The organism is Aquimarina sp. AD10, assembly GCF_003443715.1.
In the GTDB taxonomy this organism is placed as follows: domain Bacteria; phylum Bacteroidota; class Bacteroidia; order Flavobacteriales; family Flavobacteriaceae; genus Aquimarina; species Aquimarina aggregata.
In genome coordinates, this window is sequence record NZ_CP031965.1 from 3062438 (window position 1) to 3081807 (window position 19370).

The following is a 19370-nucleotide window of genomic DNA, read 5'->3' on the forward strand; positions in this document are numbered from 1 at the left end:
AAAGTGTAAGTGATTCGACGAACTCAATGTTTTTATAAATTTTTTAGTGCCTGTTTAATAATATTTTCAACTGTCTCTTTGGGGCTATTTTTCAAAACTCTATCAACAACTTTTTCGGCAAGCTTTCGATTAAATCCAAGAGTTTCTAAAGCTGATAACGCTTCATCTTTATTAGTATTGCTTTGCGATACTGAAACTTCATCTATATTATACACTTTAAGTATTTTATCCTTTAAATCTATAATAACACGTTGTGCTGTCTTGGCTCCAATACCTTTAATGGATTGAATGGTTGCTACATCATTTGATGCTATAGCATCTTTAATTTGATCTGGGTGCAAGGATGATAACATTGTACGCGCTGTACTGGTGCCTATTCCCGAAACTGAAATAAGAAGTCTAAAAATCTCTCTTTCTGATTTTTCTACAAAACCATAAAGTGTATGAGAATCTTCTTTAACTTGAAGATGTGTATATAACTGTAACGACTCTCCTTCTGGGAGTAAGGAAAAGGTATGTAATGAGATATGAATCATATAACCTACTCCTGTACAATCTATAACTACGTTTGTAGGATTTTTTTCTATAAGCCTCCCCCTAATATGTGTGATCATTAGTTAAGTTGATGTTAAGCAACCAAATGTAGTAAAATTATACTACAAAAAAGGATAAAAAAACACCCTTTAAACAAGGTTTTAAGCGTACATTATACTTTTAAACAAAAAATAACCAAATCTTCATCCCAAATATTTGAAATTTGGTTTCAAAGACTTCAATTCTTTTTTCTACATTTCTTACTTCTTATACATTCTTTTACGCTCTCTTTTACTCATCTCTTTTTCAATAATTTCCGGCAGGAAAGAAGATGTATATGTTGTATTTGGCAATAGGCTATGTGTTTCCCCTTTATCATAAAACAACGGATTGATATATGTATAACGCGAGGCTTCCTGTTTACCAGTTTTTTTATTATTTGACCTTTTAAATTCTGCATTACTTAAGTAATACAACAACAATCTCATTTCATGAGTATTGGCTTGATAACTACCTGAAACTCCTATTGGTGTTTGAGGATAAACCATATCCCCCTTCTTAACCATCATTCTACCTTTTCTTAGTACACTGTATTTTGCCAAACTACCATCTTTATGTTCTACTAATACAAAATTTGTATCTGTAGAATAACTTAGGCCTTCTTTGTAATTATCAAATTTATCTATTACATCTACTACTTTACCCTTGCGAATTGCACAAATCGTATCTTCTTTCTGAAAAATAAACTGATAGGCTGCCCAATTGTTATCGCGTTCTTTGTTAAAAAACTTCTCACTAATATTATTAAGAGGCTTTACTAATGCGGATGCTTCATTTTTATATGGCAATAAATACACAAAACTCTTATCAACCTTGGCTTTTCTAACCCCTCTTAAATAACGATATCCATAGCCATAACCAATTCCTTTTTTAGAATCAATAGGCCTAAGCGTGAATAAAGTCCCTTTCGTTCCTTTAACAGTTTGCGTAATATCTGAAGATGATGCATTTACCAAAGTATTAAAATAGAGGTAGATCACGTAACTTCCCGGATCATTTTTCTCATAAAAAAACGTAACTGTATTATCATCATTACGCTCTGCTGTAATTTTAACGTTGTCCTGTTGTGCAAAAGATAAACAACAAACTAAGGTAAAGCATATTATAAGTAACCATTTCATCAACTAATAAATTTAAGTGTCAAGAATAAATGTCACAAACAATAGAAATGTTACCCAAGCATCAAAAAACTATTGACTATACAAAATTAGATTGCGTTATTCCTCAAGTATTTCTGGAATTAATTTTTCTTCAATAATTTCTCCATTTTCTTGATGTACGTAATATGAAAAGGATTCAGAATCCAAAGAAACACTTTTGCTTAACTTGCCATTTAAAAACACAATTCCAGATTTATCATCACACGCATATCCGTTGGCTAGTTTTTTTTCTAAAATATTTTTATGATACAATGGCCTTCTTGTTTTTTCTGAATGATAATGAGGACAATGACTATAGTCTAAAAACCCAAGACCTTTTACAATTGTTAATTCTTTTGGTCTTGAATCTGTAGTTCCTGCTTTAAACCAACATAAAGAACCAGCACTACCTCCTGCTATTATTATTCCTTTATCATACGCTTTTTTTAGTGCTAAATCGATTTCTTGAGCTTTCCAAATAGCGAGCATATTTAATGTATTACCACCTCCAACAATGATGGCGTCCATATTCATCAAAACTTCTTCAAACGATTCTTTTTGAGTCGTTGAGTTAATCCAAACTTTCATCACCCTGGGTTCCACTTCTAACCCCGAACACAGTTCGTACCAATAATTAATATAATATTCACTATCGCCAGTTGCAGTCGGTAAAAAACAAATTTTTGGCTTTTTTTTATTGGTTAACTCAGCCGTATACTTTATAAAACCTTTAGTTACCTGCCCTCCATAGGCAAATAATGTCTGGTCTTTTTGACTAAACACAAAATGACTATAACAAACGATCATTAGTAGCAAAACCCTCTTCATAGAACTAAATTTTAACAGCTTATAACCGCAAAACACAGATATTACTATTCTCTTTTTGAAAAAATTAAACTTGCTATTAGATGTCTTTAGAAATTAAAGACAAATGTAGCTCTCTTTTTTCCTTTTCTTGAGCATCGATAACCGCAACAGCAGCCATATTGATCATTTCTTCTACACTAGCTCCTAATTGAAGAATATGCACAGGTTTATCCATTCCCATCATGATTGGCCCTATTGATTCTACATTATTTAATTCGCTTAATAGCTTATAATTACTATTAGCAGAATCCAAATTAGGAAACACTAAAGTGTTTACTTTTTGTCCATTAAGTTTAGAAAACGGGAATTTATCTTTTCTCATTTTCCTATTTAGTGCAAAATTCATTTGTAAACCTCCATCCACAATCAAATTAGGGTAATACCGATGTAAATACGCAACTGCATCCTGCACCTTCTCTGCTGTTTCATGTTTAGAAGAACCAAAATTTGCATATGAGATCATTGCAACCACGGGTTTAATACCGAACATTTCTACCGTTTTGGCGGTCATCTGAGCAATTTTTGCTAATTCTTTAGGAGAAGGATCAATATTTATAGAAGTATCACTAATAAAAAGAGGTCCTTTATCGGTCATCATAACGTTCATCGTTGCAATACGAGTAGCTCCTTTTGCCAAGCCTATCAAATCCAACATAGGCTTAACCACAGATGGGTAACTTCTAGAATATCCAGATAACAACGCATCTGCATCACCTTCGTTTACCATCATTGCAGCAAAATAATTACGTTCTCGCATTAACTTCTCTGCATCATAGAGCGTTATCCCTTTTCTTTTGTTTGTTTCCCAATATTTCTTTGCGTATCCATTTTTACGCTCATATTCTTCGTCTGCTTTAGGATCGATAATAAGCACATCACTTGGATCAAAATCAATCTCTTGCATCAATTCTAAAATAATATCTCTGCGACCTAGTAAAATAGGAAATGCTATCCCTTCTTCTTTTACTGTTTGCGCTGCTTTTAATACATCTAGATGATCTCCTTCTGTAAATACAACTCTTTTAGGATTAGTTCGAGCTCTATCTAATAGTAATCTTACAAGCTTGTTATCATTACCCATTCGTTCTAGTAGCTCATCCTCGTATTTCTGCCAATTGGTAATAGGCTCTGTTGCAACACCACTTTCAATTGCAGCTTTCGCTACAGCCGGAGGAACTTTTGCAATCAATCTTGGATCAAATGGTTTAGGAATTATATATTCTTTCCCAAAATTAAGACGTGTTTCTCCGTATGCAATATTTACTTGTTCTGGCACTGGTTCTTTAGCTAGTTCTGCAAGTGCTTTTACAGCAGCCATTTTCATCTCCTCATTAATACCTGTTGCTCTTACATCCAAAGCTCCTCTAAAAATAAATGGGAACCCTAATACATTGTTCACTTGATTAGGATGATCACTTCTTCCTGTTGCCATAATCACATCTTTACGAGTTTTTATAGCAACATCATATTTTATTTCTGGATCAGGATTTGCCATTGCAAATACAATAGGGTTATCCGCCATAGATAGTAACATCTCTGGAGTAACTAGGTTCGCCATTGATAAACCAATAAAAACGTCTGCATCTTTCATCGCGTCTGTTAATTCATGTAAATCTCTATCGGTGGCAAACTCTGCTTTTTCTTTGGTAAGGTTGTCACGATCTTTTCGTATCACACCTTTACTATCGGTCATCGCAATATTCTCTGCTTTTGCGCCGAACGCTTTATATAATCGCGTACAAGAAACTGCTGCAGCTCCTGCCCCACTCACCACTATTTTTACTTCGTCAATTTTTTTACCTGCAATTTCTAAAGCATTAAGTAATGCTGCCGCCGAAATGATAGCCGTACCATGCTGATCATCATGCATTACAGGAATATCGAGTTCTTCTTTTAATCTTCTTTCGATTTCAAAAGCTTCAGGAGCTTTAATATCCTCTAAATTAATACCTCCAAAAGTAGGCGCTATATTTTTTACCGTTTCGATAAAAGCATCTACGTCTTTGGTATCAACTTCGATATCAAAAACATCTATATCTGCAAAGATCTTAAAGAGTAGCCCTTTACCTTCCATTACGGGTTTAGAAGCTTCTGGACCAATATCTCCCAGTCCTAAAACTGCTGTACCATTAGATATAACCGCTACCAGATTTCCTTTTGCAGTGTACCTATACACATTTGATTTTTCTTTCTCAATTTCTAAACAAGGTTCTGCGACTCCAGGAGAATATGCTAAAGATAAATCTCTTTGTGTAGCATATTTTTTAGTTGGCACTACTTTGATCTTTCCTGGGGTAGGCTTTTCATGATAAATTAAAGCCTCGCTTCTTTTACTTTTTGTATTCATATTAAATCAAGATAAATGTGTGATTATATATCGTAATTCTCCAAATGATCTATCCCTTAGACTCGTTTGGTTTTTCAGTATTTAAAAACTTAAAACCATCATAATAGTATAATGGTTTTGCTTTCTTTCTAATACAAAGTTACATCTATGTGTGAGATGCCGAAATTAATAACAGGTTATCTTTAAAAAAATTAAGAATAGAAAAAAGAAATGGTTTTTTTAATACCTCTATTATTAATTATACAGCTATTATTCACTTTCCTTGAAAATATCGTTAGGATCTACTAACTGATCTAATTGATCTCTAAGGTTTTTATTTAAAAAAGTTAATCCTAACTGATATGACGCATTCATCCAGCCAAAACCACTAGGCGTTATATAATCGAATTCTGTTCCTACATTGCCATACTCTGCATATACTTTATGAGTACACTTTACTACATCATATTTTTCGGGAATTGTACCATTATAATTCACTGCATTTTTGGTGATCATCCATAGCCATCGATATGCTAACTCTTGTGCTTCTTTTTGATATCCTTGCGCCACTAATCCTCTCCAGATTAACATTTGATGTGGCGCCCACCCGTTTGGATAATCCCATTGGCGTTGCGGCGCATTAGGATTATTTGGATCTACAATATTAGCTGTACCTGCTACGCCTCCTTTTTCTACCAAACTAGAAAACAAGTTCTGAACCATTCTTGATGCTTGATCATCTGAGCATAACCCAACCCATAACGGATAATAATTTGTAGCAGATGCTATCTTTTGTTGCTTTTTTGTTTCAAAATTATAATCATAATACGTACCCGCAGTATCATCCCACATCAATTCATTGATTACATCTTTCCTTTTTCGGGCTCTCTCTAACCAATAGTTGCTACTTAACAACGCTCCATTATAGTCTAAGCTATCATCAAAGACTTCTTTAATTAAGAAAGCAATATCAAGTTCATATTTATACAACAAACTATTTAATCCTACTGTATTTAAATCTATACATAGGTCATCTAACCGATTAGAAGTATCATGACCACTTTCTCTCATTGCTCGATCATGAGTAAAATAAAGATCTAATGCTTTATCTTTTAATTCACGACTTATGTATTTTTCTGTAAACTCTGAAAGGGATAAATTATGCTCTTTTGCATGTTTATTTAAAACAAAATCAAAATGACCCTCTTCGGTTTCTGGAGGCACCCCTATACCTTCTCCATAAAAACGATTTAGTCCCGTATCTGTTAATCTAATTCCTTTTTTCATCCAAACAGTCTGATATTCTTGTATCACCATTTTTAGATTCTTAGAAAGCCAAGATTTAGAAATTTCTGGATCATCAAGATAAATTTCTTTGAGTAACGAACTAAAAAAAGGGGGTTGTGTTCTCGTAAGGTAATAGCTTCTATTGGCATTTAATATCTTACCATAATATTTAATTTGGTACCCGAAATTATCTGCCATTGCTTTTGCTAAATCTGCTCTACCATCTAGTAATAAGCCTACTGATTCAAAATAACTATCCCAACCATACATTTCATTAAATCGACCTCCTGGAACTACAAAAGGCGTTCCTTTATATACCCCATTAGTAGTGGTATGAGCAAGATTAAGAATCCCGGATTTGTTATTTAATGTTCTTACATATTCTGGTGTGATTTCTTTTGGTAGCATCTCTACTTTTAGCTTCTCAATTTCGGTTTCTAGAGATCGAAAATAGGCAGCTGCTTCGGCATCATCATGAGGAATATACAATCGCAAAGTATCGTTATTAGATTTGGTATCGCTCAAAACTCTAGTTAATCCTTCTTTATCAATAGATCTGGTTAGATTATCCCAAAATCTATTTTTAATTAATCTTGAGATACGATCAGAAGGTTTCTCTTTTATTTTATCAATTGCAATTTCTTGACCTTTCTTTGCTATTGCTAATTCCTGAAGTAAATTAGATAAATGATACGTTCCTTCTATTTTATGTGATTTTCCATTGGCATCAACAAACTCAAATTGTTTAGGACCTTTATCTTCGATTGTAATTTTTTTATCTCCATCGGTATCTTCTTGGGCAATTAAGGCTTGCAATACCGAGGCATGATCTTGAACCTGTTGCTTAACCTCATTTTTACAACTTATAAAAATGCTACTCATAACAAGTACACCTATACATCTAACATGTAGTTTCATAATATCAATCTTTTATAACTAAAAAAACTTACCAGAACTGCTGTTAAAACTAATAGTAAAAATGATAAAATCCTATAATTTTATTTTGAGGACTCGTTATTCTTGTTTAAGATCAGTATATCATAAAAAAAGATAGCCATCTTTAGTGTGACTATCTTTAATCTACTGGCTATATTTAAAGTGTTTATTTATAATATCATTACATCAAAAACACTGGAGATCGAGTAAAAAACATTCAAATTTGAGTATCAAAGACTCAAATTTGAGCCAAAAACCCTCGAACTTGAAACAAAAACACTGGAGACCGAGTATAATACACTTGAATTTGAATATCAAAGACTCAAAATTCAACCAAAAACACTCGACCTCGAGTGTTTTTTACTCAAAAGATTACCTATTTTTTATTTTCTAGAAAAGCGTTGTTTTAAAAGTGAAGGGAACAGGCAGTTACTTCTGGTTAAATTGGGTTAACGTCTATCGTATGGTTTGTTTGCTTCTCGAAGGGTGCTATGCATTATACAAAATATTATAAGTTTTTTATTTTTTCGATTCTAGTAATTTTTGCACAAGCATTTTTAATTCTAAAATTTCCTTTGATTGCTTATCTAGTTGTTTTTCTTGTTGAATCGTATAAAGTGTAAGTTCCTCTATCTTTTGAAGCAGTTTAGAATCCATTTCACCCAATAAAATTCCATTTTTTTCAACTTCTTTGGCACTTGGAATATCTTTTAAATGTCCTTTTTCTTTGATATGATTTTCCACTTCATGCAGAGTTGGCAGTTGGTAATCATCAAAGAAAACAAAGTCAGACCAACCAGTCTCTACTTTAATTTCTTTTGCTCTTATTTTTCCATTAACAGCTAATTTCCAAGACCCTGTATTTGTAGTTCCGATTCCGACATTACCTTTAGGCACGGATATATCTCCGCCAGCTTCATTCATAATGTATAAATGATTAGTACTTGTTGAACCGAATCCTACAAATCCCATTCTAGAATTTACATCATTAAATTCTAACCATCCATATGAACTTATTCCATCAGTTGAATTTTTTAGACTAATAATAGGTCTACTGCCATAAATTTCTAAATCTTGACTTGGATTTATGGTTCCAATACCAACGTTACCATTAGCTCTAATTGCCATTTGATCAGAACCATTAGTTCCAAACAATAATCGAGTAGCATCGACTGCTGGATCAACAGCAATGTAAGGATTCTTGTTTTGACTAAAATGCTGCCATCTAAGTTCTGTTCTTGTCCCATTACTTTGTATTAAAATACCATTTCTTTGGAACGCTCCTCCCAATCCTTCTGATCCTAATCTAACATTCCCAAATACAGTAAATTTTTTGTCTGGCCAATTTGTTCCAATTCCAATATTTAAGTTTGGAGAATTTGTTATTCCATTTGTTCCATTTGGGACATAAAGAGTTTGAGAAAATGAAGAATATGATAGTAGAAAGGATAAAAATAATAGTAATCTTTTTTTTACTTTCATAATAATTTTTGTTTTCTATAGTAATTTATATTCATTTTTTGTGCTTGTGCCTAACATTATAAGTATGTGTCGTAGAATGCGGAAATGTTACCTTGCCAGCAACATATTTGCGCAGATTTTATAACTTTTGATCATAAAATATTTGAGCCATAGCAAATATATAAGAACCTTTGTTGTCACTTAACTGCTATGATATCATATATTGTGTTGTATGCTGGCTTTTTATTGAGTTTTATGCTTGTCCTTAAGAATAAATTGAACTATTTCCTTTGCTCTTTTCGATGTAATTCCGTTTTCTTGATCAAAAGTCAATTGATGATTTTCTTCTCCAATCTCAATCTCTACTATGGAACCAATATTTTGTTCGATTGCTCTTGATTTGATGTTAAGAGTGTTTTCATATGTTGGAATTTGATTTTGCAACCATCCAAAATATGGTTCATTCTTTATTCTTTCAGGGTTATTCCAGTCATCCATTCTTTTTTCAAAGTTTTCGGGACTTATAGAAGTCCAAATATCAAAATAAAGATCTTTAGAATAATCTATTATAGGAATGGTTAATCTTCCGCGATGAAAAAAATACTTTTCATCTACAACGCAAAGACTTTTTTCGAGTTCAATTCTGGATTTTCGCTCTGCAGGAGGAATTGAGTAATAATAGTCAGGAAATTCTGATCCAAAACACAAAGGCATATCATCATATTCCGCTCCACAACATTCACACTTAAAGATCTCTTTATCCTTTCTATTAAAAATTTTACTCAGCTTCATATTCGTGTTTCACTCCTTGCATACAACCTCTAGTGTATGGTGTCATGGCTATCCTGCAGGGTAGCCATGCATTATACCCATTGTTAGCTCTAGTTATTTATTAATTCTGTTTCTGTTTGTACAATTTTAGGTGTTGGTCTTGCCCAAGTACTTACATATTGAACAATTCCTTCATAATATTCCAAAACCATATTATCAATCAAAACTATAAATTTTTTCACGCTCGCAAAACCCGCTCCAAACCCTCTATTCAAAGTGATTTTGAACGCCTGAATTTCTTTGTCTTTAGTTGAGTCAATTAGCTGGTCTAATTCTGATAACTTTACTTTAATGTTAGCTTTAGCATATTTAATATCAGCTTCAATCATTAATTCCTTCTCTAATTTTGAAAACAAAATATCATTTTTCTTTTTGCAATTTTCTAGTTGTTTTCCAATCCAAGTGATTTTAGCCTTGTTTCCTTTATCAAGAGGTGGTGTTAATTTAACTGACATTGATACTATTCTCCTTTCAAATTCAGCCATAAGTTTTATGTCAGAAACTGCATTTTTAATAATCAATTCCCCCGTAATACAATTGTCGTTTATGACTTTCTTGATATCCTTTTTTACGCTCTCTTTGTTTTTAGATGAAGACTTCACTAAAACACCAAGTTTTCTGCTTAAAAGTAAAGCCATATCTTTTTCCTCTTCGTACCAGCTTAAAACAGCTTCCTCGATAAATTCATCGGATTGTTTCAAAGCCTTTTGAGCTCTAATGCTTTCTGATAGTTCTTTCCAACCTGCTTTCATTTGTATGAAACCAGAAATTCCAGATACTGAACTTTCGAAATAATGTAAAGCTTCTGACATTATTTCCACTTGGTCATCATCTTGTATTCTAATATCATTTTTAAAAAGTAGTATTCTGCCTTTAGTTATTAAGTATGTCCAAGAAAAATGATACAATGAAATGTTTTTAGGAACTTTAACTTTTACAGGTGAATGTGTTGAGTCTGCAACAAATTCGTTTGATACTGTTACTAATTTATTGACCTTTAAACTTTTTGAAATTGAAAGATAATCTTCAACTTGTTTTTGGTCAATCCCGTTGTTTTTGTTTTTCATTTCAAAGAAAACTGCATCAGTAATTATTCCTTTGGTAACAACTATTATTAATCCATCTATTCGGGATGAACTGACGTCAGGAAATGAAGTTTCTGTATAATAATATGCTTTTCCTGCTCTACTTAATTTGATGCTTTTAAAGATTCCATCTCTATATTCTTTTACTAACCGTACTGTTGATAAAAATATTGACGTTAAAGCCATTTCATCTCCAGTTTTTAAAGTAGGAATTAATTTTGCTTGTTGTAATTTGATTTGACCACTTTGAACAAATGAGTCAAAGTCAGTTTTTTTCAGCCCGACAAGTTTGGTTAGTTTTTTTTGAATCATATTGATTTTTGTTGGTTGTATTTTATTAGAGCTAAAACTCTTGTATAGCTACTATGCATATATTCCTTATATGCTCTTAAACCCATAAAACTAAACTTATCTTTTAAGAATTCATTACGGAAATCCACATAGGCACTTAAAAAGTTATATGTATAAGATGAATACCTTTTCCCAAAAAAAACCTTTTAAAACATTGGCTAGAAATTGTAATTCGTTAAGCGCTACTACAAAATCATAAATAAAGTGCAAGGACCACCAATTCATAGGCTAACAAATGCATCATTATCATTGCGTTCCTGCTTTAAGATATCCCTGTTGAAATATTGATCGATACTTTTATATTGACAACTTACGTTTAAAAAAACTATACAACGCATAAGACATAAAACAATTTTATTCATTTGATTTTAAAATATTTTTTATCTCCTCGATCTTTGCTTTAGCATTTCCGTTAGTTCCTCCTAACTCAACCGCTTTATTGTAATTTTTAAGTGCTAAATCATATTGTTTATTTGTATAGTAAGCTTCTCCTAAACTATCATACAAGTTTGCATTATCAGGAAATTCAGAAACAGCTAATTTGAATATTTCAATACTTGCATTCATCTTTTTTGATGTCAATAAATCATACCCAAGTCCATTTAATTCATTAGGATTTTCAAAGTCGTAGATCTCTAAACTGCTTTTTTTCAAGTCATAATAATACTGAATGCCCAACTCAATGTTTTCATGGCATTTTTTACGAATTTGTCTATAAATAGATTTCTTGGGTAAACTAAAAGATTTCCCTTTCATTATATTATGTAAAGATTCAATTATTTCAAAGCTTTTGCTTTTATTGTTGGACATTAAAAGAACATTGAGGTCATTCTTAAATTCACTAATAAAAGCTGCTTCAAATTGATAGAATTGACCACCATGACTATGAGTTTCGAATAAATCATCAGATGAGCCAAGAATAGACCTTTGATTTTCAAAATATTGGTTCTTTAGAAGCGATTTTAAGGATTCTCTAGAAATAAGTTTGTAATTGTGCAAAGCCGTAATCCATGTATTCAAATCATCGATTGAGACCCATAACCAACCTTTACTTGGGGGCATCTCTGCAGTATTTTGCTTATGTACATCAAAACATCTAACCCTATTTGGATAATCATAATCAAGATCAAACCCTACATTTGTCATTTTTAAAGGAATAATAATATTCTCCTTCGCAAACTCTTGAAATGTCTTTTTTGAAGCATTTTCGATAATCTTTTTTTGAAGAAAAATACTATTGTTATTATAATTAAAACCTGTACCCGGCTCAAATAGCAAACTAGGTAGCAATTGTAAACCTTCTAAGATACCTTTATCATTTTTTACATTAGCATAATCTATTTGAGGAATCCCACTAGTAAAGTTTAAAAGATGCTTTATGGTGACTTTTTCAGACCACGCTGGTAGCTCTAAATCAAATTGAGAAAGTTTGTCATCTAAATGTAAATCGCCTTTTTCAATTAACATCATAATAGAAACGGCAACAAATTCTTTTGCAATAGAACCTGGACTAAAAATAGATTTTTTTGTCAGCTCAGTTTGTCCTGAGCCGTCTGTGTATCCAAATGATTTTTGATACACAATAGAATCATTCCTCGTAACTAACACATTGCCATTATAAATACCTCTTTCAAAACTAATCTGCATAAGCGAATCAATAGTTTCATTGTATTTTGAAAAGGGTTGAGTTTCTTGTTTTTGTGCGTTACTACATCCTAAAAAAGATAAAGAAAGGATAAGAATAATGTATTTTTTCATATTTATATGGTTTTAGATACAAAGGATAAGATAGTTTTGAAATTGTTACAATTTTTTATAATCTCGCCTCAAATTTTCAATTTAAAAGGTTCGCTATAAAGCTTGGTTGTTCGGGTTAATAGAAGGAATGTTATTTTTCGCATACGATATTAATTTATTGTAATATGCAATCATTCATATTTAAAAAGGTTTTCTATTATAAATCCGTACTACTACTATGTAAATAAAGACTTTTAATTGGTTTCCTTTTGACTCTTTTCTTTTTTTTGTATTTAGCTGATGTAGTTCCTGTTATCTTTTTGAAAGTTGTAAAAAAAGTAGCCTTAGAGTTAAAGTCACAATCGTAACCGATAGTTTCAATTGTATATGCTTCACTTGAAATTAATAACTGTTTTGCTTCTTTAATTCGTAATTCGCTTATAAATAACGAAAATGACTTCCTAAATTATCATTCAAAAGTTGTGATAATGGATGAGATGAAATATTGAGTGGATTATACATTATTTTTCAGTGTGAAACAAAAACAATCTAAAAGAACTAAAACTTAGATTTAGCTCTTTTTGAAAAACTCTTAAACTTCTCTAATATAAAAAAACGCTTCATTAGAATTGTCTGTAAACAACAAACGATTGTGTTCCTCGTGGATAATACTTCCATTACTTTATGATGCTAAAATCTAGTGATCCTTGTATTTGATTTTTACAAAGCACAATGAATATCTATTCTTTAAAAAAGGGGTACCGTAATAACAACTTGTGTTGTAAGATTCATTTACATCTTGTTATCACTAATTTAATTTATTGAAAACATGATAGGGAGGCTATATTTAACATTTACAAATTCGCCATTGATTTGTCCCCCTTTATAAAAACTGGGAAATGTATTTATTGCCCTGATACCTTCTTCTATTAATTCTGGAGTACCTCCTTCTGCACTGATATTTACAATTTCGCCTTCTTTAGATATATAAAAATTAACGATCACCTTATGTACCCCATAAGGTAAGTTAGCAGCTAACTCAGTATTAAATTTTCTATTTACGTGCATTTTAAGCTCTTTTGAAACACATTGTTTTATTTCAACTTTATCAGTTAAATTTTTACAATTTTCTGTTACTGGAACATGTTCTACTATAGAAAAATCACTTTCATCAACTTCAGATATTTCAATGGTTTTGAGAGGAAAGTATTCTTTAATCGTAAACCACTTATAATTTATATCTATTTTTTCATTTTTAGCAATGATTTTTTTATACTCGCTTTTAGTCGTAGTTCTTAATCCCATTTTCAAACTATATTTCATAACATTTCCTTTCCTGTTATATTCTTTAGGATTTAACTTAGGGATTTGCTTTATAAAAAATTTAATTTCCTCTTCAAAAATCTTTGACTCATCAGAAACTTTAATGTCATAAATTTTACCAATAGAGTCACACTTAAAATTTACATGAAGAAAAATCTTTTCTTTTCTTTTATAACCATTTTCTGAAGCTATTTTGTCAAGATTATTCACAGATTGTGCGTAAAATGTTTCCTTTATTAGGTCTTTATTTTGGGAATATAAAATTGTATTTAAAAATAGTAGTAGTAAGAGAATGTATTTCATATTTTTTTATAAATTAACCAAGATTTTAATATGTATGTCCCAGCTAAGCAAAAGGTTACCCCGCTTTTGAATTTTTCATGGGTATTTATTTTCTTTATTTCAAACATTGATCCTTACCAAAAACACAATGCTTTTTTGATTAGAGACTTTTCTGCAATGATCATATACATCCTATTATCTACAAAATTTCTTTATCAATTTTTTAGTTAATCTTTGTTTTGTTTTACTAGGAAAACTTCTTAGTTTAGTTTTTTTGTCTACATAAAAGATATAATCATAATCGCACATTTTGGTATCCATTAAAAAAATATTGGAATGTGAATGACTTTTTTTAAAAACCGATTTAGAAAAAATTGACTTACCGTCAAAAAAGACTGCTTTTTTATTTTTTAAATCAATCTTTTCTCCATTGAATACCATCACTACATTTTCCTTTTCGTATTTCGCGAGTTCTCTCTTATACTCCATTTTCTCAATTTCGTTATGATGCTTTGTGGTTTTTAATGGTGTGGGATACATCCTTCTCAAGGTGTTTATAAGATAAGGAGATGAATAGCTATAATTTTTAGTAGAACTACATTGACTTATTCTATTTTCTGATTCGAAGAATATGTAATATTCTCCTACAGTAAAAGAAGGACTATGACAAGATGTATTTTGCTCAATTTTATATATCATGTCAATTTTAATATTTCCTTTCCAAATTTTAAGAGGTAATAATTCATAACTATTACCAAGTTGTTTAGTTACTTTTGCTAAGAAAATATTTTCTGTATATTTTGATTTTATTTCATCAGTTAAATTTACAGGTCTACAAATACATGAAAATGTTTTAACTGAAAATAATATTAGAATTATGAATATTAGTTTTAATTTCATAGCTTATCTTTTAAGAATTCATTACTAAAACCCACATAGGTCCTTAAAAAGTTATATGTATATGATGAATACTTTTTACCAAAAAAAACTTATTAAAACAGTAGTTAACACTAACAGTACAACAGATAATATTCTATAGTTTTTATACCAAGGCAAGCTGGCAAGTTCTTTGGTTTCTTCTGTAAAAATCTCCTTTTTATAGGTATACTCTACAATTTGTTCTTCAGATTGTGGCTTGGTGGATAAACTGGTAATAACATGTACTAGTAAACTAATCACAAAAAGCAGATTTGCTTTGGCTAGAAAATGTAACTCGTTAAGCTCTATTACAAGATCATATTTAAGAGATAAAATCATAAATAAGGCACAGGCGCCACCAATTAACAGACTAACAAATGCACCATTACCATTGGCTCTTTTCCAGAACATCCCTAATAAAAAGGCTGCCACTACAGGTGGACATGTAAATGCAATCACCAACTGTAAATACCCCCAAAGAGAATCACTTACTTTCTCTATCACGGGCACCCATAATGATGCAAGAATCACCAAAATCAAAGTCGCTATTTGCCCTGCACGCACCAATTGTTTACTAGTCATTTCTGGTCGTAACTGCTTTATAAAATCCATGGTTATCAATGTCGAAGCAGAGTTAAAAGTAGCAGAAACTGATGACATCATAGCGGCCATTAATCCTGCAACCACTAGACCTAATACCCCAACAGGTAATAATTGAAATAATAGCACAGGATAGGTTAGGTTAGGACAATCTGAAAGACTCTGGCACATGGTACCATCTGCTAGTGGATAATTTAACTCAGAAATATCTAATGTATTAAATAATAACAATGCTAATACACCAGGTACAATCATTATAAAAATAACAGGTAGCTTAAGCAAACCTGCAAAAAGTGCTCCCCATCGACCATGATTTAAATTTTTGGCCCCAAGAACACGTTGCACCATAAATTGATTATTAGCCCAAAAATAAAACCCTAATAAAGGCACGCCAGTAAGTAATCCCCACCAAGGCATAAATTCGTCATTACTTGGTCTGACCAAACTAAAAACTTCATTAGCATTTTGTGGTATAAATTTTCCTTCCTCGGCTCTATTTCCAAAATTCACTTCACCGGCAGCAAGCATTCCGTCAAGTTTACCCATCATCGCATTCCAACCACCACCCAACTCATCAAATGCAAAATAGGTAAGCAAACAAGATCCTATAATTAGCAATACCGCTTGAATTACTTCGGTTTGGATTACAGAATTTAATCCCCCAGGTATCGTATATGCTGCTGCTGCAATAGCTAAACCTATTATGATAACCGTAGATGAGGTCTCTGGAAACAATAACTTAAGAACAATACTACCCACATACAATCCTGCCGCAGTATCTACCATTACATTACCGATAATGGTAATAAAAGAGAAATAATACCGTGACCTTTTATCGTATCTTTTTTGTAGAAATTCTGGCATTGTATACACTCCAGATTTTAAATAGAATGGTAAAAAGAATATGGCAAAAAATATCAAAACAACAACAGCATACCACTCGTAGTTATATACATTAATATTTGTTTGATAGGCATCTGAGGCTAATCCAACAAGAGTCGAACTTGAAATATTTGCAGAAAATAAAGCAATCCCAACAATTGGCCAGGTCATTGTACGACCTCCTAAAAAATAATCCTCTGAGCTTTCTCGTTTAGATTTTGATATTCCGTAGATAATAATCCCGATTAAATACACAACAATTACTGTAATGTCTACGTATGATAATTCATTCATATGTGAAATATTTATATTCTATTTTTAACATGAAGATTAGGGGATTAAAAATTAAATAGTTTTTAATTTTTAGCACAACGCCAATGAAATATACAAGATAATTACAAAATGATCGTTTTTTTGGAAGACAAAAAGCTTAAAACCAGCAATACAAACGTTTGTATTATTAAATTTTCAAAATCTATTTATTTTTCAGGAATTGTATGTTTCTATTTAATCCTGAAAACTTAGTTCTTTTTACTGCAGATTTCTGAAAGACTTTAGAAAATACGTCTTGGGTGATTTCTTCCCAATCTTTTTTTGTCATCTCTAACAATTCTGGTTTTGGATTAAAAAGAGGTTCATTATGCGATTTTGAGAACCTATTCCATGGGCAAACATCCTGACAAACATCACATCCAAACATCCAGTCATCAAACTTACCTCTATAATCTTGCGGAATTTCTTCTTTTAATTCGATTGTAAAATAAGAGATGCATTTGCTGCCATCTACAACATAAGGTTCTACAATCGCTTGTGTTGGACAAGCATCTATACAGGCAGTGCAAGTACCACAATGATCTGTAACTGGCGTATCATACTCTAATTCTAAATCTATAATTAATTCTGCAATAAAATAAAATGAGCCAACACGTTGTGTAATAAGGTTACTATTTTTTCCTATCCATCCTAATCCACTTTTTGCAGCCCAAGCTTTGTCCAGTACAGGAGCAGAATCTACAAAAGCTCGTCCGTGAACTCCTCCTACCTCCTCCTGGATAGTATGTAACAGTTCTTTTAATTTATCCTTAATTACAAAGTGATAATCTGTTCCATAGGCATATTTTGATATTTTTGGAGCTTCCGGATCTTTCTGTGTTTCTGAAGGATAATAATTCAGTAATAAGGAAACTACACTTTTTGATTCTTCTACTAATTTTGTAGGATCTAAACGTTTATCAAAATGGTTTTCCATATACTGCATTTGGCCATGCATATTTTTATGTAACCATTTTTCTAGACGCGGGGCTTCTTCTTCTAAAAAACCAGCTTTACTAATCCCGCAAGAAAGAAATCCTAATCTTTTGGCTTCTGCCTTAATAAATTGAGTATGTTTTCTACGAGAATCCATATCAACTTTATCTTTGTGTAAATTTTAAAGTAGAGCCTTGTGGTTTTAGGGTGATTAAAGGATTTACCTGAATTTCTTCTGACGTTGTTGTAATTGTATATTGCTGAATCAATTCACTAACCACAACAATCATTTCATACATTGCAAAATTACTTCCAACACACATTCTTGGTCCTGCTCCAAAAGGAAAATACCAATCAGCATATTCTTTTTTATTTTCGGGGTTAAATCGATCTGGATTAAATACTAATGGTTCTTTCCAAAAGTCTAGATGTCTATGAATTTCGAAAAATGAAATTAAAACTGTAGTTCCTTTGGGTAATTGAAGATCTTTATAGGTATCGGATTCAATAGCAACTCTGTCTGAAAAATATACTGGCGGATATAATCGCATTGCTTCTTCTATACACTGTTTTGTATATTGACTTTTTGCAAATTGATCCATAATTGACAAATCTTCATCTTTAGATTTCATCACTTCATCATATGCCTTTTCTTGTATTTCTGGATGCATCCCTAGTAGTAATAATGAAAAGGTTAATGCATTTGATGTGGTTTCATGACCAGCTACAAAAAGAATCAAGATTTCATCTATTAGTTGCTCATTATTCATAGATGTACCGTCATCATACTTTGATGCCAATAACATATCTAAAAGATCATCATACGTAGCAGTATCGTTTCTTCGTTGCTCAATAATAGTATTTAATATATCCCGTGCTTCATTTGTGAGCATTTTTGAACTCTTCATCTGCCCACTAAGATAGAACCACCATCGTTTATAAGGTTGTCGTATCTCTTTGATTAAAGCATTTTGAGCAGTTTCGGTGATGTATTGCAATCTAGCAATTGTATTCCCTGTATCGGTATAACTAAATAATGATTTTGCGACTACTTTAAACGCTAAATCACTCATAAACGGATGTATATCTACAGTTTGATTAGGCGTTATCTTAGACAACTCTTCTTTGATTGTTTCTTTAATGGTTCCTGCAATAAGATCTAGTTTCTTTTTATAAAAAGCAGGTTGTATTAGTCGTCTTTGTTTTAACCAATACTCGCCATTAGATGTCAACAAACCATTTCCGATATACCTACCTAAGTCTTTTGTTTGTAATGAGGACTTATGATACGAACGATGTTGATGTTGTAACATATGTTTTGCAAAACCAGCATCTCGAGTAAAAATTGCAGATTTTCCGAATCCTAAATTCACTTCAAACACATCTCCGTGCTTCTCAAAATTTTCATTGTGAAAAGGAAGCGGGTTTTTTAAAATACGTTTTGCATTTCTAAGTACTCTAAGAAATGAAACCTCAGGAATTGTCTTACTCATATATTGATCA

Annotated in this window: 15 protein-coding genes; all 15 read right to left on the reverse strand. The window is 31.8% G+C overall.

What is annotated here, in order from left to right; genetic code table 11:
* Positions 1 to 32 precede the first annotated feature (32 nt).
* Positions 33 to 614, reverse strand: coding sequence for a Holliday junction branch migration protein RuvA (gene ruvA, locus D1816_RS12830; protein WP_118503314.1), 582 nt, complete (start codon positions 612 to 614; stop codon positions 33 to 35).
* 180 nt (positions 615 to 794) lie between these two features.
* Positions 795 to 1715: a peptidoglycan DD-metalloendopeptidase family protein gene (locus D1816_RS12835; RefSeq protein WP_118503316.1), complete on the reverse strand. Its 921-nt coding sequence runs from the start codon at positions 1713 to 1715 to the stop codon at positions 795 to 797.
* 96 nt (positions 1716 to 1811) lie between these two features.
* Entirely contained in the window at positions 1812 to 2561 is a 750-nt protein-coding gene (locus tag D1816_RS12840) for a peptidase E (protein WP_118503318.1), read from the reverse strand.
* 76 nt (positions 2562 to 2637) lie between these two features.
* Positions 2638 to 4947 (reverse strand): NADP-dependent malic enzyme, encoded by a 2310-nt coding sequence (locus D1816_RS12845; protein ID WP_118503320.1) that lies wholly within the window; start codon positions 4945 to 4947, stop codon positions 2638 to 2640.
* Between the two features lie 249 nt (positions 4948 to 5196).
* Positions 5197 to 7131, reverse strand: a complete 1935-nt coding sequence (locus D1816_RS12850) for an alpha,alpha-trehalase (RefSeq protein WP_233565211.1) — start codon at positions 7129 to 7131, stop codon at positions 5197 to 5199.
* Between the two features lie 537 nt (positions 7132 to 7668).
* Positions 7669 to 8631 (reverse strand): hypothetical protein, encoded by a 963-nt coding sequence (locus D1816_RS12855; protein WP_118503322.1) that lies wholly within the window; start codon positions 8629 to 8631, stop codon positions 7669 to 7671.
* A 222-nt stretch (positions 8632 to 8853) separates the two neighbouring features.
* Positions 8854 to 9402, reverse strand: coding sequence for a DUF2199 domain-containing protein (locus D1816_RS12860; protein WP_118503324.1), 549 nt, complete (start codon positions 9400 to 9402; stop codon positions 8854 to 8856).
* An 89-nt stretch (positions 9403 to 9491) separates the two neighbouring features.
* On the reverse strand, positions 9492 to 10838 hold the full coding sequence (locus tag D1816_RS12865) for a hypothetical protein (RefSeq protein WP_118503325.1): 1347 nt from the start codon (positions 10836 to 10838) through the stop codon (positions 9492 to 9494).
* A 393-nt stretch (positions 10839 to 11231) separates the two neighbouring features.
* On the reverse strand, positions 11232 to 12635 hold the full coding sequence (locus tag D1816_RS12870; RefSeq protein ID WP_118503327.1) for a serine hydrolase: 1404 nt from the start codon (positions 12633 to 12635) through the stop codon (positions 11232 to 11234).
* 196 nt (positions 12636 to 12831) lie between these two features.
* A complete protein-coding gene (locus D1816_RS26280) occupies positions 12832 to 13056 on the reverse strand; it encodes an AraC family transcriptional regulator (protein ID WP_118506258.1) in 225 nt (74 codons plus the stop codon).
* Between the two features lie 371 nt (positions 13057 to 13427).
* Positions 13428 to 14240: a hypothetical protein gene (locus tag D1816_RS12880; RefSeq protein ID WP_118503329.1), complete on the reverse strand. Its 813-nt coding sequence runs from the start codon at positions 14238 to 14240 to the stop codon at positions 13428 to 13430.
* Positions 14241 to 14414: 174 nt separating this feature from the next.
* The gene (locus D1816_RS12885) at positions 14415 to 15119 is read right to left on the reverse strand and encodes a hypothetical protein (RefSeq protein WP_118503331.1); all 705 of its coding nucleotides are present in this window, start codon (positions 15117 to 15119) and stop codon (positions 14415 to 14417) included.
* A gap of 75 nt (positions 15120 to 15194) precedes the next feature.
* Complete coding sequence (locus D1816_RS12890; RefSeq protein WP_066317348.1) at positions 15195 to 16913, reverse strand: sodium:solute symporter; 1719 nt, start codon at positions 16911 to 16913, stop codon at positions 15195 to 15197.
* Positions 16914 to 17094: 181 nt separating this feature from the next.
* A complete protein-coding gene (gene queG / locus D1816_RS12895) occupies positions 17095 to 18024 on the reverse strand; it encodes a tRNA epoxyqueuosine(34) reductase QueG (protein WP_118503333.1) in 930 nt (309 codons plus the stop codon).
* Positions 18025 to 18031: 7 nt separating this feature from the next.
* A complete protein-coding gene (locus D1816_RS12900) occupies positions 18032 to 19360 on the reverse strand; it encodes a cytochrome P450 (protein ID WP_118503335.1) in 1329 nt (442 codons plus the stop codon).
* Positions 19361 to 19370: the final 10 nt, after the last annotated feature.

Bases quoted from the DNA above. Each gene is read 5' to 3' on its own strand.
- ruvA (WP_118503314.1), bottom strand. From the start codon at position 614: ATGATCACACATATTAGGGGGAGGCTTATAGAAAAAAATCCTACAAAC.
- D1816_RS12835 (WP_118503316.1), bottom strand. From the start codon at position 1,715: ATGAAATGGTTACTTATAATATGCTTTACCTTAGTTTGTTGTTTATCT.
- D1816_RS12840 (WP_118503318.1), bottom strand. From the start codon at position 2,561: ATGAAGAGGGTTTTGCTACTAATGATCGTTTGTTATAGTCATTTTGTG.
- D1816_RS12845 (WP_118503320.1), bottom strand. From the start codon at position 4,947: ATGAATACAAAAAGTAAAAGAAGCGAGGCTTTAATTTATCATGAAAAG.
- D1816_RS12850 (WP_233565211.1), bottom strand. From the start codon at position 7,131: ATGAAACTACATGTTAGATGTATAGGTGTACTTGTTATGAGTAGCATT.
- D1816_RS12855 (WP_118503322.1), bottom strand. From the start codon at position 8,631: ATGAAAGTAAAAAAAAGATTACTATTATTTTTATCCTTTCTACTATCA.
- D1816_RS12860 (WP_118503324.1), bottom strand. From the start codon at position 9,402: ATGAAGCTGAGTAAAATTTTTAATAGAAAGGATAAAGAGATCTTTAAG.
- D1816_RS12865 (WP_118503325.1), bottom strand. From the start codon at position 10,838: ATGATTCAAAAAAAACTAACCAAACTTGTCGGGCTGAAAAAAACTGAC.
- D1816_RS12870 (WP_118503327.1), bottom strand. From the start codon at position 12,635: ATGAAAAAATACATTATTCTTATCCTTTCTTTATCTTTTTTAGGATGT.
- D1816_RS12880 (WP_118503329.1), bottom strand. From the start codon at position 14,240: ATGAAATACATTCTCTTACTACTACTATTTTTAAATACAATTTTATAT.
- D1816_RS12885 (WP_118503331.1), bottom strand. From the start codon at position 15,119: ATGAAATTAAAACTAATATTCATAATTCTAATATTATTTTCAGTTAAA.
- D1816_RS12890 (WP_066317348.1), bottom strand. From the start codon at position 16,913: ATGAATGAATTATCATACGTAGACATTACAGTAATTGTTGTGTATTTA.
- queG (WP_118503333.1), bottom strand. From the start codon at position 18,024: ATGGATTCTCGTAGAAAACATACTCAATTTATTAAGGCAGAAGCCAAA.
- D1816_RS12900 (WP_118503335.1), bottom strand. From the start codon at position 19,360: ATGAGTAAGACAATTCCTGAGGTTTCATTTCTTAGAGTACTTAGAAAT.